The following is a 13,071-nucleotide window of genomic DNA, read 5'->3' on the forward strand; positions in this document are numbered from 1 at the left end:
ACGGTACTTCGCGGCTGTCGCTACGACGGTTTGACGTATGTGCAGATCGCCAGGGGTGAGCGCGAGGAGTACGGCTCCGCGTCGGTGGGCCAGTCGCCGAAGCGGGCCTCCGGTACCAGGCCGGCGGCCCGGGCGTAGGCGTCCATTTCCTCCGGTGCGGTCAGGCGGGAGACCTCCGTGCCGACGCGGGTGGTGCCGTCGGACTCGTACCAAACGTGGGAGAGGTGCCACAGCGAGCCCTCGGGCAGCAGCAGGGAGTGGCTCTGCAGGCCGGTGCCGGGCTCGGGGTAGGGCGTGAAGTACGTGTCGCGGTCGCGGCCCTCGTGCAGGGCGATGACGGCCGGTTTGTTGTGGGTCTCCAGGACGAGCCGGCCGCCGGGGGCGAGCAGGTCGGCGGCGCGGCGCACCGCCTGTTGCTGCTCCTCGGGGGTGAGCAGCATGGACAGGGTGGCGCAGACGCAGTACACGAGCCCCACGGTGTGGCCGTCGGCGGTGTAGGTGCGGATGTCGGCGTGCACGGCATCGACGGGGGTGTCGTCGGTGAGGTTCCGGCGCAGGACGTCGAGCATCTCGGACGAGGAGTCGACGCCGGTGATCCGGCCGACACGGCGGGACAGCGGGAGCGCGAGCCGCCCGTTGCCGACGCCGAACTCGATGGTGCCCGAGGCCGCGTCGGGGTGGAGGGAGGCCAGCCGGTCGACCTCGACGGTGACGGAGGCGTCGTCGGGGAAGAGGCGGTGGTAGAAGCCGTCGAACTGCCTGCCGTAGCCGATGTCGTCGACGATGCCTTGCGTGGTGGGTTTGGTGAACGTGCTCATGGGTGCTGCCTCCGCTTCTTGGGTGGGGTGGTCCGGGTGGTCCTCGGGTGGCTGTTCCCTCTGGCCTGTGAACAGGCGCCGAACAGCACGACGAGGGCGCTGCCGATGACGGCGGGAAGGCTGACGGCCCCGGTGGCGATCAGGAAGCCGACGATGCCGACGGCCACGACGAGCGGGGCCAGCAGGAAGTCGTTCATCACGTTCTCCAGTCCTTCGGTTCTCCGGTTCTTCTGGCGGGATCTGTGGCTGCGTCCTGGGATCAGGGCGCCACGTCGCTGAGTTCCTGGAGCCGGGCCAGCCGGCGGTAGAGGTCGCTGTGGCGGTGGAGTTCGTCGTGGGTGCCGACGGCGTTCACCCGGCCCCGGTCGAGTACGACGATCTGCTGGGCGTCGGTGACGGTGGACAGCCGGTGGGCGATGGCGATGACCGCGCAGAACCCGGAGATCATCGTGATGCTGTCGCGCAGCGCGCTCTCCGACTCCGTGTCGAGGTTGGCGGTGGCCTCGTCCAGCAGCAGGAACCGGGGGGCCTGCAGCAACGTACGGGCGATGGCGAGGCGTTGTCGCTGACCGCCCGACAGGCCTGCGCCCCGGTCGCCGAGTTCGGTGCTCAGGCCCTGGGGCAGCGCGCCTATCACCTCGGTCAGGTTGGCCATGCGCAGCGCCTCGGCGATGTCCTTGTCGCCGGCGTCCGGGGCGCTGTAGGTGAGGTTGTCGCGTACGGTGCCGCGCAGCAGGGTGTGGTCCTGGTCGACGTAGCCGACGATGGACCGGAGTTGGTTCAGGGGCAGGTCGGTGATGTCCGTGCCGTCGATGCGGATCGCCCCGGACACGGGGTCGAAGAGCCGTTCGATGAGCTGGAACACGGTGCTCTTGCCGGCGCCGGACGGGCCGACGACCGCGGTGAGCCCGGTGGCGGGCACGCTGAAGGAGACGTCGTCGAGGACGACCTTGTCGCTGCCGGGGTAGGCGAAGGTCACCGAGTCGAAGGCGAGCCCGCTGCCGTAGGTGTTCCTGGGGGCGCGGGCGCCGCGCTTGCGCTCGGCCGGGGGCCGGGTCGGCCGGTCGCCCTCCACCTCGATCTCGCCGAGCTCGGCCAGGCGGTCGATCGACGCCCGGCCGACCTGGAACTGCGCGATGGAGGTGAACAGGGTCAGGAGGGGTGCCACCAGGTAGAACAGGTAGAGGATGAAGGCCGTCAGGTTGGCCGCGGTCATGTCGCTGGTCGCGGTGCGGGCCGCGCCCAGGGCGATGACGACGGTCAGGGCGAGCTGCGTACCGATGCTCATCGTGGGGTCGAGAAGTGACGACAGCACCGTCACCTTGATCCCCGACTTGCGGGCCTGTTTCGCGATGTCCGCGATGCCCTCCGCCTCCCGGGCCTCGGCACGGGACGCCTTCACGGTCGGCATCGCGCCGAGCACCCGCAGCAGCGCGGAGCCGAAGTTGCCGGTGTCGGTCTGGTTGGTGATCGACACCTTCCGCACCCCGCGCGCCAGCCAGAGTGAGACGAGGCTGGTGACGCCGAGACAGCCCACGGTGGCCAGGAGCAGTACCTCGTCGACCCAGGCCATCAGCGCGAGGCCGCCGACGACCAGGAAGCCGTTCTGGATGATGCTGTCGATGGCGTGCGTCATCGTGGTGCGGGCGAGGAGCGTGTCGCTGACCATCCGGGCGAACACGTCGCCCTGCTTCCAGCCGCTGTAGGCCCGGAACCGGGAGCGAAGGAGGCGGGAGGCGAGGTTGCTGCGGATGTCGTAGACGATGTTCTCGCCGGCGAGCCCGATCACGTACGAGTGGAGGGCGCCGAGGATGGCGTCGGCGATGAACAGGACGGCGGCGAACAGGATGGGTTCGGTCACCGGCTGCCGGTCCTCGACGGTGGCGACCAGTGCGCCGATGACCGCGGGCTGGGCCAGGGACGCCGTGGCGCCCAGCAGGCCCAGCAGGATGCCGAGCGCGATCAGTTTGCGGTGCCGGCCGAGCGCCCGCCACGGTTTGGCTCCCTTGCCCCACAGGAGATGAAGGTGGAGCTGCGGGACCGCCCGGTGCACGGCCCGCGGCCTGGCCGGGGGCCGCGTGCCGGTGGGGCTCACTCGGGGTCACTCCCGTCCCGCTTGCGCCCGCGTATGAGCTGTACGTACAGGAGGGCCGCCCGGACCAGGCCGACCCCGGCGAGTGCGAGGCCGCTGAGGAAGAAGGGGTTGTCGAGGGTCATGGTCAGGCCCTCGCTTCGGACCGGGCGGACGCGGGCGGAGTGGATGGGGCGGACGCTTTACTGGTGGAGGGCGCGGTGAGCGGAGTGCTCGGCGCGTGCGGGTCCAGCGGGACGAACGGGGAGACGAACATCAGCCGGGGGCCCTGGCGCAGGTCGTAGCCGGTGCCGGAGGCCAGGGCGAACTGGAAGCCCCTGACCCCGTCGGCCTGCGTGTCCTCGGCCGCGATACGAGTGCGTACGTGCTCGGTGATCAGGCGGTAGCCGGGGGTCTGCGCGGCGGCCGCGAAGCCCTGTTCGAGGCGCGGCAGGATCTCCTGGCACGCGTCGAAGACGGACTTGTCGGCGCGCCGGGTCGGGAACCAGACCAGGTGCATGGGCTTGCGGTCGACGATGCCGCTGGCGTCGCGCCAGGTGGAGGCCGAGCCGTCGCCGCTCACCGTGCGGTACAGGAAGTGGTAGTCGAACATCGCCGGGTGCGGTGCGAAGAACCGCCAGTTCGGCAGGAGCGAGAAGTGGTCCCGGGTCCGGACCCGGCTGAAGTCGTGGTGGGGGTGCTGGCCGGCGAAGGTCAGCAGGAGCACCGCGGCTCCGGCGATCCGCCAGGGGGCGCCCTCTCCGGTGAGGGCGTTCTTCAGCCGCGTACGTGGCAGGGACGTCATCGGACGGTCTCCTTCCGGCCGACGGGGCGGGAGGGGCTGGAGGGGTGGGAGGAGGACGCGGCCTGAGTGGTGGGGGAATTGGCGCCCAGGCTGTCGAAGAACGCGATGACGCGGTCCGTGACCTGGTTCGCGTAGCGGCTGGTGATCAGCATGGTCTCGTGGGTGGCGCCCTCGATGACCACGGTCTCGGTGCGCGCGCCGGTGTGGGCCTCGGCGAGTTCCTTGTGGAGCAGCAGCTGTTCGGGGTTGCGGTCCACGGTCCGCTGGGCGGAGACCACGAGCGCGGGTATGCCCTCGATACGGGCGAGCGCGCCGGTGAAGGACCTGAAGTCGGCCCGGATCGCCTTCCATTCGCGGCGGGCGGCCTCCCACATACGGGCGTCCGCGTACTGCGCGAAGGCCTTCTTCCGGTAGGCGTACGGCAGTTCACCGATCCACACCGGTCGGTTGAGGAGGATGCCGGTGCCCAGCCTCAGCGCCCGGCCGACGGTGGAGAGGTTGCCTGCCAGGCCCTTCTCGCTCGCGCCCAGTCCACTGGCGAACTGGCCGGGGTGGGAGGAGTCCAGGTAGACGATGCCCTGGAGCCGGTCGCCCAGGTGACGGGCGGCCCGGCGGGCGAGCTCGCCCCCGATGGAGTGGCCGACGAGGATCACCTTGCGGTTCGGGGCGACGGCGCCGTTCACGAGGTCGACGAGATCCTGGACGGACTCCGACAGCCGGAAGCCCGTGGTGGCGTGGCGGTGGCTGCCGGCGTATCCGGCGCGGGCGTAGGTGATGACCCCGTACCGGGTCTCGTAGCACAGGCGTTCGGCGATCCACGCGTAGTGCTCGCTGGTCGACAGCAGCCCGTTCACCAGCACGACGACCGGCTGCTGGGGATCGCCCGGCGAGTACTCCTCGTACTGGAGCCGGTTCTTGCTCCGGGTGGTCAGCGTGCGGGAGGTGTGCCAGCCCTCGGTGGTACGCAGGCGGCGGCGCACGGCGGTGGCTGCGGCGGCGAGGGTGCCGCCCGCGAGCGCGACGGCCGCGGCGGTCAGGGCGCGGTCGTCGCGGCCGGCGACGGTGGGGTGGGACCGGGGGGCGGCGGTGTAGGCGACCAGGGGGTGGAACGCGGGGAAGGCGGTCACGAACCTGCTGAGGCCCATGAAGTAGCCGTTGGCGACGTGGAACGCGGCGGCGCTCGTGATCATGGAGCGGGTCAGCCGGCCGCCCCCGGCGTAGACGAGCGGGAAGGAGCACTCCAGTGCCAGCACGCTGTGCGTGAGCAGCTTGGCGGTCCTCGGGTGCTCCTGGGTCCACCGGTGCATGCCCTCGTGGCCGTACGTACGGGTGCGCATCACGCCGCCGAGTGCGCTGGCGTCGCGCCAGGGTTCGCCGAAGAGCTTGACCCAGCCGGAGATCGCGTAGGCCATGTTGGCCTGCAGGGCGGCGTACCAGACCAGCGCGTCCTTGGCCGCCGGTGACGGCACCAGGCGGGCCGCGCCGGTGGCCAGCTGCACCAGTGTGGCCACCTGGTCGGAGCCGTCGCCGCCGTAGTGGTGGCGCGGGGAGAGCAGGGCCGACGACGCGCCGAGGAAGACGTTGCCGGCGCCCCGCCAGCGGGAGTCGCCGGGCAGCAGCATGCCGAGGGCCACGGCGGAGCGGGCGACGTGCAGGGCTGTCGTGGTCCGCACCCCGCTGACGCTGTCGACCAGACGGCGGGTCAGGGGGCCGGCGCCGGCCAGGTACTGCCGGGCGACCTCCCAGTCGTTCATGCCGCCCTTCTCGATGTCCCTGCGCTGGGTCAGGTACTCCAGGGAGGACTGCAGGCTGGACACCGCGGCCAGCCGCTCGGACATGCCGATGGCGCGATCCCTGCCGACCGGAGCCGGTCCGAACACCGCAGAGGTGATCCTTCCCGGAATGACGGGAGGAATTTTTCCGCTGAATTTCATGGGCCCCTCTTTCGTGGTAGCCTCTTGCTGCGATTTATTTGCCTCAGGGCGCACTGCCGGGCCAGAACACACCTCTGGCCCGGCAGTTTTTTCATGCGCCTCGAATCGATTGCTCGAATCGATCAGACGGTGCCGCCGACGGCCGCGGCCTGCGCGTTCGCGGCGTTCGCGACGGCGTTGTTGGCGTCCACCGCGGCGTTGTTGGCCTCGACCGCGCTGGCCGCGCCGACCACCTGGCCGACACCGCCGGCGACCTGAGCCAGGTCCCCCAGGGCGGCGAGCGCGTTGAGGGCGTTGGCTCCGTTGATCCGGCCGATGCGCGGGGTACCGAGGGTGGGACGAGCGGACGCGAGGATGACACCCTCCACGGGGAGGTCCATACGGTCCATGGCCTTCGCAATGCTGCTCATTCGCTTTCCCTTTCGTTTAGAGGGCTTCGGAGATTCTTTTTCCGTGCCCTTCGAGAAAGAACACTACGGGCGGCCCCAGGGGCCCACATCCAGAAAATTGATTAATTTCAGAGTGACGGGGTTCACATGGTTGAGGGCGGCGCGAAAAAGGCCCGGACCACGCGGTCCGGGCCTTTCGGTAAGGGGATTGTCGAGACTTATCGAATTCGGCGCAGCGCCGACGCCGCCGCGTTCGCGCCGCACATGCCGTGGGCGCCCGCTCCCGGTGGTGTGGCGGCGGAGCAGATGTACATGCCCGGCACACCGGTGCTGTACGGGTCGAGTGCGGCGCGGGGGCGCAGCACCAGCTGGCGGGCGGTGTTCGCGCCGGCGACGACGTCACCGCCGACGTAGTTCGGGTTGTACTCCTCGAAGGCGGCCGGTGAGCGGACGGCCATGTCCAGGACGCGCTCGCGGAATCCGGGGGCGAAGCGTTCGATCTGCGCGACGACCGCCTCCGTGGCGTCGCCGTCGTAGCCGTGCGGGACGTGCGCGTACGTCCAGACGGGGTGGACGTCGCCCTTCGAACGCCGTGGATCGGCCAGGTACTGCTGGCCGACGAGCACGAAGGGCCGCTGTGGCATGCGCCCGGCGTGGATGGCCCGTTCGGCGGCGGCGACCTCCTCGTAGGTGCCCCCGAGATGGACGGTGCCGGCCCGGCGGGCCGCCTCGTTCCGCCAGGGCACGCCCTCCTGGACGGCGAAGTCGACCTTGAAGGCGCCGGGTCCGTGGCGGTAGCGGCGGTACGCCCGGGCCACCCGCGCGGGCAGCCGGTCGCCCAGGATGTCGGCGACCGCGCGGGGCGCGAGGTCGAAGAGGACCATGTCGGCCGGGGGCAGGTCGGCCTGGGAGCGCACCCGGATCCCGGTCTCGATCCGGCCGCCGAGCTCCACGATCAGCGCCGCCAGCGCGTCGCTGATCGCCCGGGAACCGCCCGCGGCCACGGGCCAGCCGTGGCGGTGGCCGGCGGCGATGATGGTCAGCCCGACCGCGGCACTCGCCGGCCGGTTGAACGGGCGGAACGCGTGCGCGGCCACCCCGGCGAAGAGCGCGCGGGTGGCCTCCGACCGCCACAGCCGGGCCACGACGGCGGTGGGCAGCAGGGCCTGTGGCCCGAACCGGGCCAGGCGCAGGGGATGGCGCGGCAGATGGGCGAGGGGCCGCATGAGGTCCTCGGCGAGCTCGTCGTAGCCGCCCGCGAGCGGCCCGAACACCTGCCGCCAGCTGCGGGCGTCGACACCGCCGAGACCGTCGGCGGTCTCCGCCACCGACCGGTGCAGTACCCCGGCCTCGCCGGAGTCCAGCGGGTGCACGCAGTCGATGTCCGGCAGGCACCAGCTGAGGCCGTGGCGGCCGAGGTCGAGGCCGCGCAGGAACGGGGAGCCGACGGCCATGGGGTGGGTGGCGGAGCAGTGGTCGTGCAGGAGTCCCGGGGTCAGTTCGCTGGTGCGGGTGCCGCCGCCGATGGTGTCGGCGGCCTCCAGCACGGTGACCTCCACGCCTTCCCGGGCGAGGTACGCGGCGGCGGCAAGCCCGTTGGGGCCGCTGCCCACCACGACGGCCGTACTCATGGGCCTCCTCCCGTCACTTCGAGAATGGCTGGGCCGGGCCCTCGGCAGGGCCCGGCCCGGGCCGTTTCACCACTCTGCGGAACGTGTGAAGGCCGTCCCGGCACCTTTGGGTCTCCGACATTAGGGGCCGCCCCGGTCCGGCGCATTCGTAGAATTGCCTAACTCTCGCGCCGGATCGCCTACACCGCGTCCCAGTTCATCTCCGGCTCGGGTTCCTTACGGGCATTGCGCTTGGCGTGGCGTCCGGGTTGTGGCGGGCGGGGCGAGGGAACCGCAGCGGCGGGGCGTTCCACGCTCTGGAGGGCGGGCTGTTCGAGCAGCGGGAAATGGGCGATGAGCCACCAGCCGCCGTCGTCGGCGGAGCCCGCGGTCAGGGAGCCGCCGACCGCCTCCGCGCGTTCGCGCAGACCGATCAGGCCGTAGCCGCCGTCGCCTCCCGTGGGGAGGGAACTCCGGCGCTGGGAGGCGGTGTTGTAGACATCGACCCGCAGCAGGTCGTGTCCGGTGCGGTGGACGCGTACGGTCGCCTGGGCGCCCGGCGCGTGCCGTCGTACGTTGGTCAGCGCCTCCTGTACCACTCGGTGGACCGCGGAGCCCACCTCGGGCAGCAGGTCGCTTCTGCGGGCGGCGCGGGTGATCTCGAGCTGGGCGGTCGATCCGTCGCCCTGGCCACTGAACGCCGAGACGAGTTTGACGAGTTCGGCGTACGGCTCGTCCGGCACCTCGACGGTGGTGTGCTCGACGGTGGTCTGCTCGCCTTCCTCGCGCAGTACGCGGACCAGGCGGCGCATCGAGTCCATGGTCCGCTGCCCGGCCTCGGCGATGTTGGTCAGGATGGGGCCGATCTGCTGGGGCGCGCTCGCGTGGATCACCCCGGCGGCGTGCGCCTGGGCGATGATGCCCGTCACATGGTGAGCGACGAAGTCGTGCAGCTCCCGGGCGAGTTGCACCCGCTCGGCGAGCCGTACGGCGGCGATCGTGCGCCTGCGCCGGGCGGCCAGGGTACGCAGGTAGCAGCCGGTTCCGACCGCCCCGCCGACGGCGAACGTCAGCAGGAAGGGATAGGTCAGGGTGATTCCGGTGCCCCCGGTGCGCAGGGGTTCGTCGATGATGCTGACCCCCATCGCGGCCGCCAGTGCCAGGGCGATGCCGGGGCGGTCGACGTCATGGCAGACACGGGCGACCAGGACCAGCATGCAGGCCGTCTCCAGCAGCCCCCATTCGGGCATGGCCCAGCCCATGAGGCAGGTGCCCAGCGTCACCGCCGTCGAACCGGCCGCGGAGATTCCGGCCCGTAACTCGGTGCTCAGGCGCGCTTCCGGCACGAGCAGCAGCGCCAGGGCGAGGGGGCCGGTCACGAGCGGCAGCCAGTCGAGGGGGCCGCGCTGCCGGGAGCCGATGATCCCCATGTCCACCATCCACAGCATGCCCAGCGCCGGGTACAGGGTGCGGCGGGTCAGCCACCCCCGCACGGGTGATCGAGGAGGGCCCTGGTGCGGCTGGGTCGCTCGAGCCGAGAGTGCCGCGAGTGACGAAGTTGTCATACAACCGGAGGCTAGGCAGGCGGGCGCCTGTCCAACAGCGAGTGGAAGGATCTGTGGGCAGGGACACAGATCGAATACAGGATCATCACAGAACGACGGTCAATGTCCCATCCGTACAGCTCCGTTGGCCCAGGCCCAGGCGGCGACCTCCACCCGGTTGCGCACACCGAGCTTGTGGTGGATGTGACCCAGATGTGTCTTCACGGTCGACAGCGACAGGCACAGCTCGTCACTGATCTCCTGATTGGTACGGCCCACCGCCACCAGTCGAGCCACGTCCAACTCCCTTGCGCTGAGCGCTGATTCGGGGTCGCAGGCGTCATCGGCCGGCGCCGACGCCCGCTCCAGCTGCTTCAGCAGCCGGAGCGTCACCGCGGGCGAGACCAGTGCGTCACCGCGGGCCGCCGCCCGCACCGCCTCGACCAGCAGCGCGGGCGCCGCGTCCTTCAGCAGAAAGCCGCAAGCTCCGTTGCGCAGCGCCACGTTGAGGTAGTCGTCCTGGTCGAAGCTGGTGACCACCACGACCCGCGTCGGGTGGGTGGCTCCGGGGCCCGCGAGTAGACGCGTCACCTCCAGCCCGTCCAGCTTCGGCATACGGACGTCCACCATGCACACGTCCGGCCGCAACGCGCGCGCCAACTCCACGCACGCGAGCCCGTCGGCGGCCTCTCCGACCACCTCGATGCCTTCCTGTGCGTCGAGGATGAGCCGGAAACCGGCCCGGACCAGGTCCTGGTCGTCGGCGATCAGCACGCGTGTGGGTGTACGGCTCACGCAGCCGAGCATGCCATGGATCACGTGCCGGATCCGGCCGTCCACGGAAAGCCGGCGGAGCGAACGGCCATAGGGATCGAGCGAGTTGGGGGGATCTTCCCGCCGATCGGCCGATGCCTACTTCCGGGTATCGGTCCAATGACCGATGGCCGGGGCCCGGGAGTCACGGAAGAGTCACGACGCACCAGGCGGAATCCGCCGCTGGTCCTTGACCCCCCATTCCTTGACTCCCCATCCCTTGCCCCTTCTCCGAACAAGGCAGGCACCATGGCAGTGACAGTGGACAGCTCCGGCCGACTCAGCACCCGGGAACTGGAGATCCTCCTGCTGGCCGCCCACGGTATGTCGGACGCGGACATGTCCGACCAACTGTCGATCTCGCCCCGTACGGTGGCCTCCCATATGCGCAGCATCCGGGAGAAGTTGTGCGCGAAAAATCGCACACATCTCGTCGCGATCGCACTGCGCGCGGAAATCCTCGCGCTGCGAACGGACCGGACCGAGCTCACGGACCGTTCAGCGTGGTCGGGCGGGCTGGACCGGCTGGACGAAACGTTCCGCCTGACGGGACGGAGCGGGGTCCGGACCCGGCCCCTCCGCGCCGCGTAGCCCTCCGCGCCGCATAGCCCGACGGGCCCTCACGCCGGAGCGAACCGCACCCCCGCCACCCCCAGCTCGGCCCGAGTGAGCCGTACCCGCAGCCGCTCCCCCAGCGGCAGCGGAACCCCGTCGCCCTCGATCCTCGCCACCACCGCCGGAGACTCCAACTGCACTGTCCCGACCGTCGGTTCGCGCTCCTCCACGTCCACCACGCAGCCCTCGAAGACCTCCCCCACCCGGCCCTTGAGGATCGCGGCCTCGACGATGTCCACGCAGCCGCGTTCCACCGCGCCCGCGCGTCGTCCGCCCTCGGCCATCTCCCCGGGGAGGGCGTCCAGGGCCGCCAACACCCAGTCGGGCGGGGGCTGTTCGGCGACGGCGGCCAGGCAGATCTCCGAGGCGTACCGGTCGGCCAGGCGGCGCAGGGGTGCCGTGCAGTGGGCGTAGGGCGCGGCCACGGCCGAGTGGGTCGTGATGTCGGGGACTTCGCCGTCGCGGAAGACCGTGTAGCCGGCGCCTCTCAGCAGGGTCGTGCACTCCTGGAGGAAGGCCGCGTGGTGGGGGCGGTGCGGGTCGAGGGAGCGGATCAGGGCCGCGTACGACACATGGTGCGGCCAGTCGATGTGCAGGGCCTGGGCGGTGCGGCGCAGCCGGCCGACCGCGCCGTCCGGGGCGGCGGGGAGGGTACGGAGTACGCCCGTGCCGTACGCCAGCATCAGCTCGGCCGCCGCCATGCCGGTGAGGAGGGAGATCTGCGCGTTCCAGCCCTCGGCGGGCAGGGGCGCGCGGTAGGTGAGGCTGTAGGTGTGCGCGTCCTCGACGATCTCCTGCTCGGGCACGTTCAGCGAGATGCCGCCGCGTTCGACCTCGAGGCGTTCCCGTGCCTCGCCGATGTCCTTGAGGAGGGCGAGCGGCTCCTCCGCCGTTCCGGTGTCGAGCCTGTGCTGTACGTCCGCGTAGTCAAGTTTGGCTCGGCTGCGGACGAGCGCCCGGTGCACGTCCGCGGTGACGGTACGGCCGTCCGCGTCGAGGTCGATCGTCCAGAGGGCGGCCGGGCGGGTGCGGCCCGGGAGGAGGCTCGCCGCGTCCTCGCTGAGCACGGGTGGGTGCAGCGGGGTCTTCTCGTCCGGGAAGTAGAGCGTGGTGACCCGGCGGTGCGTCTCCTTGTCCAGCGTTCCGCCGGGTACGACGAACGCCGCCACGTCCGCGATGGCGTACCGGACGCGGAAACCGCCGCCCGGGCGGCGGGAGAGGTGCATCGCCTGGTCGAGGTCCGTGGAGGTGGGCGGGTCGATGGTGAGGAAGGGGATGTCCGTGGCGTCGACCGCCGGAGGGGGCAGGGCCATCGCGGCCCGGTCCGCCTCGGCCAGTACGGCGGGCGGGAAGCCGTCGGGGACGCCGAGTTCGGCGCGCAGGGCGGTGAGGGCGGCCCGGAGCGGGGCTTCGGGGGCACCGGTCACGCGTATGGGGCGGCGGGGCATGGAACGAGCGTAGGCACAGATCAGGCGGGCCCGCCTCACCACGTAATCTGACGCGAGTCGACGCCGCGTACCTGTTGGGAGAACTCACCGTGCTCGTCCTGCTGCCCCCCTCCGAAGGCAAGGCCGCTTCGGGGCGCGGCGCCCCGCTGAAGCTGGAGTCGCTGTCCCTGCCGGGGTTGACCGCCGCCCGTGAGGCCGTGCTCGCGGAGCTCGTGGAGCTGTGCGTCGGGGACGAGGACAAGGCGCGTGAGGTGCTCGGGCTCAGTGAGGGGCTGCGGGGTGAGGTCGCCAAGAACGTCAACCTGTTGACGGCGGGCGCTCGGCCCGCCGGGCAGGTCTACACGGGGGTGCTGTACGACGCGCTCGACCTCGCCTCTCTCGACGCCGCCGCGAAGAAGCGGGCCGCGCGGTCGCTGCTGGTCTTCTCGGGGCTGTGGGGTGCCGTCCGGATCACGGACCGTATTCCCTCGTACCGGTGCTCGATGGGGGTGAAGCTGCCGGGGCTCGGGGCGTTGGGGGCGCACTGGCGTGCGCCGATGGCGGCGGTTCTGCCCGAGGTTGCCGGGGAGGGGCTTGTTCTCGATCTGCGGTCGGCCGCGTATGCGGGGGCGTGGAAGCCCAAGGGGGAGGTTGCGGGGAGGACGGCTACCGTGCGTGTGCTGCATGCGCCTACCCGGAAGGTTGTCAGTCACTTCAACAAGGCGACCAAGGGGCGGATTGTGCGGAGTCTGGTGAGTGGAGGGGCGGTGCCCTCCGGGCCCGGGGAGTTGGTGGAGGTGTTGCGGGAGCTGGGGTATGTCGTGGAGGTTGCGGTGGCGGGGAGGGGTGGGGTGGCTTGGGGGCTTGATGTGTTGGTGGACGAGGTTCATTGAGGGGCGCTCCGCGAGGGGCGCGTCGTGTTGTTCGGCGGGTGCTGCGCCGTGGGGGCTTGTCGCGCAGTTCCCCGCGCCCCTATAGGGCGCGTTTCCTGGCCCATTGCAGTATGTGCAACGGTCTTTGCGTGTAATCCCATCCGTTCTTGAGC

General features: G+C 71.1%; 13 protein-coding genes. 2 read left to right on the plus strand and 11 right to left on the minus strand.

Annotated elements, in window-relative coordinates; translation table 11 throughout:
- Nucleotides 1-20: 20 nt before the first annotated feature.
- The 10 genes from ABZ855_RS43040 to ABZ855_RS43085 all read right to left on the minus strand — a co-directional run bounded on the left by ABZ855_RS43040 (nucleotide 21) and on the right by ABZ855_RS43085 (nucleotide 9,978).
- Nucleotides 21-818: a class I SAM-dependent methyltransferase gene (locus ABZ855_RS43040; protein ID WP_360817676.1), complete on the minus strand. Its 798-nt coding sequence runs from the start codon at nucleotides 816-818 to the stop codon at nucleotides 21-23.
- Entirely contained in the window at nucleotides 815-1,015 is a 201-nt protein-coding gene (locus ABZ855_RS43045; RefSeq protein ID WP_360817679.1) for a hypothetical protein, read from the minus strand. The genes ABZ855_RS43040 and ABZ855_RS43045 overlap by 4 nt, the downstream gene beginning before the upstream one ends.
- Before the next feature lie 62 nt (nucleotides 1,016-1,077).
- Nucleotides 1,078-2,913 carry an ABC transporter ATP-binding protein gene (locus tag ABZ855_RS43050; RefSeq protein WP_360817682.1) on the minus strand — a complete coding sequence of 612 codons (1,836 nt, stop codon included), beginning with the start codon at nucleotides 2,911-2,913 and terminating at the stop codon, nucleotides 1,078-1,080.
- A complete protein-coding gene (locus ABZ855_RS43055; RefSeq protein WP_319205281.1) occupies nucleotides 2,910-3,035 on the minus strand; it encodes a hypothetical protein in 126 nt (41 codons plus the stop codon). The genes ABZ855_RS43050 and ABZ855_RS43055 overlap by 4 nt, the downstream gene beginning before the upstream one ends.
- Before the next feature lie 2 nt (nucleotides 3,036-3,037).
- Nucleotides 3,038-3,694, minus strand: coding sequence for a hypothetical protein (locus ABZ855_RS43060; RefSeq protein WP_360817685.1), 657 nt, complete (start codon nucleotides 3,692-3,694; stop codon nucleotides 3,038-3,040).
- Entirely contained in the window at nucleotides 3,691-5,574 is a 1,884-nt protein-coding gene (locus ABZ855_RS43065; RefSeq protein WP_360817688.1) for an alpha/beta fold hydrolase, read from the minus strand. The genes ABZ855_RS43060 and ABZ855_RS43065 overlap by 4 nt, the downstream gene beginning before the upstream one ends.
- Nucleotides 5,575-5,750: 176 nt before the next feature.
- On the minus strand, nucleotides 5,751-6,038 hold the full coding sequence (locus ABZ855_RS43070; protein ID WP_319205275.1) for a hypothetical protein: 288 nt from the start codon (nucleotides 6,036-6,038) through the stop codon (nucleotides 5,751-5,753).
- A 197-nt stretch (nucleotides 6,039-6,235) separates the two neighbouring features.
- The gene (locus ABZ855_RS43075) at nucleotides 6,236-7,648 is read right to left on the minus strand and encodes an NAD(P)/FAD-dependent oxidoreductase (RefSeq protein ID WP_360817692.1); all 1,413 of its coding nucleotides are present in this window, start codon (nucleotides 7,646-7,648) and stop codon (nucleotides 6,236-6,238) included.
- Between the two features lie 179 nt (nucleotides 7,649-7,827).
- Nucleotides 7,828-9,192: a histidine kinase gene (locus ABZ855_RS43080; protein ID WP_360817695.1), complete on the minus strand. Its 1,365-nt coding sequence runs from the start codon at nucleotides 9,190-9,192 to the stop codon at nucleotides 7,828-7,830.
- A gap of 99 nt (nucleotides 9,193-9,291) precedes the next feature.
- Nucleotides 9,292-9,978: a response regulator transcription factor gene (locus ABZ855_RS43085; RefSeq protein ID WP_360817787.1), complete on the minus strand. Its 687-nt coding sequence runs from the start codon at nucleotides 9,976-9,978 to the stop codon at nucleotides 9,292-9,294.
- A gap of 255 nt (nucleotides 9,979-10,233) precedes the next feature.
- Here ABZ855_RS43085 and ABZ855_RS43090 point away from each other — a divergent pair, with 255 nt between their 5' ends.
- On the plus strand, nucleotides 10,234-10,575 hold the full coding sequence (locus ABZ855_RS43090; protein ID WP_360817698.1) for a helix-turn-helix transcriptional regulator: 342 nt from the start codon (nucleotides 10,234-10,236) through the stop codon (nucleotides 10,573-10,575).
- A gap of 29 nt (nucleotides 10,576-10,604) precedes the next feature.
- On the opposite strand, the gene ABZ855_RS43095 is transcribed toward ABZ855_RS43090, so the two are convergent.
- On the minus strand, nucleotides 10,605-12,047 hold the full coding sequence (locus tag ABZ855_RS43095; RefSeq protein ID WP_360817701.1) for an RNB domain-containing ribonuclease: 1,443 nt from the start codon (nucleotides 12,045-12,047) through the stop codon (nucleotides 10,605-10,607).
- 89 nt (nucleotides 12,048-12,136) lie between these two features.
- On the opposite strand from ABZ855_RS43095, the gene yaaA reads away from it, so the two are divergent.
- The gene (yaaA, locus tag ABZ855_RS43100; RefSeq protein WP_360817704.1) at nucleotides 12,137-12,919 is read left to right on the plus strand and encodes a peroxide stress protein YaaA; all 783 of its coding nucleotides are present in this window, start codon (nucleotides 12,137-12,139) and stop codon (nucleotides 12,917-12,919) included.
- The last annotated feature ends 152 nt before the right edge of the window (nucleotides 12,920-13,071 follow it).

It is taken from the genome of Streptomyces sp. NPDC047042 (genome assembly GCF_040644035.1).
Classification (GTDB): domain Bacteria; phylum Actinomycetota; class Actinomycetes; order Streptomycetales; family Streptomycetaceae; genus Streptomyces.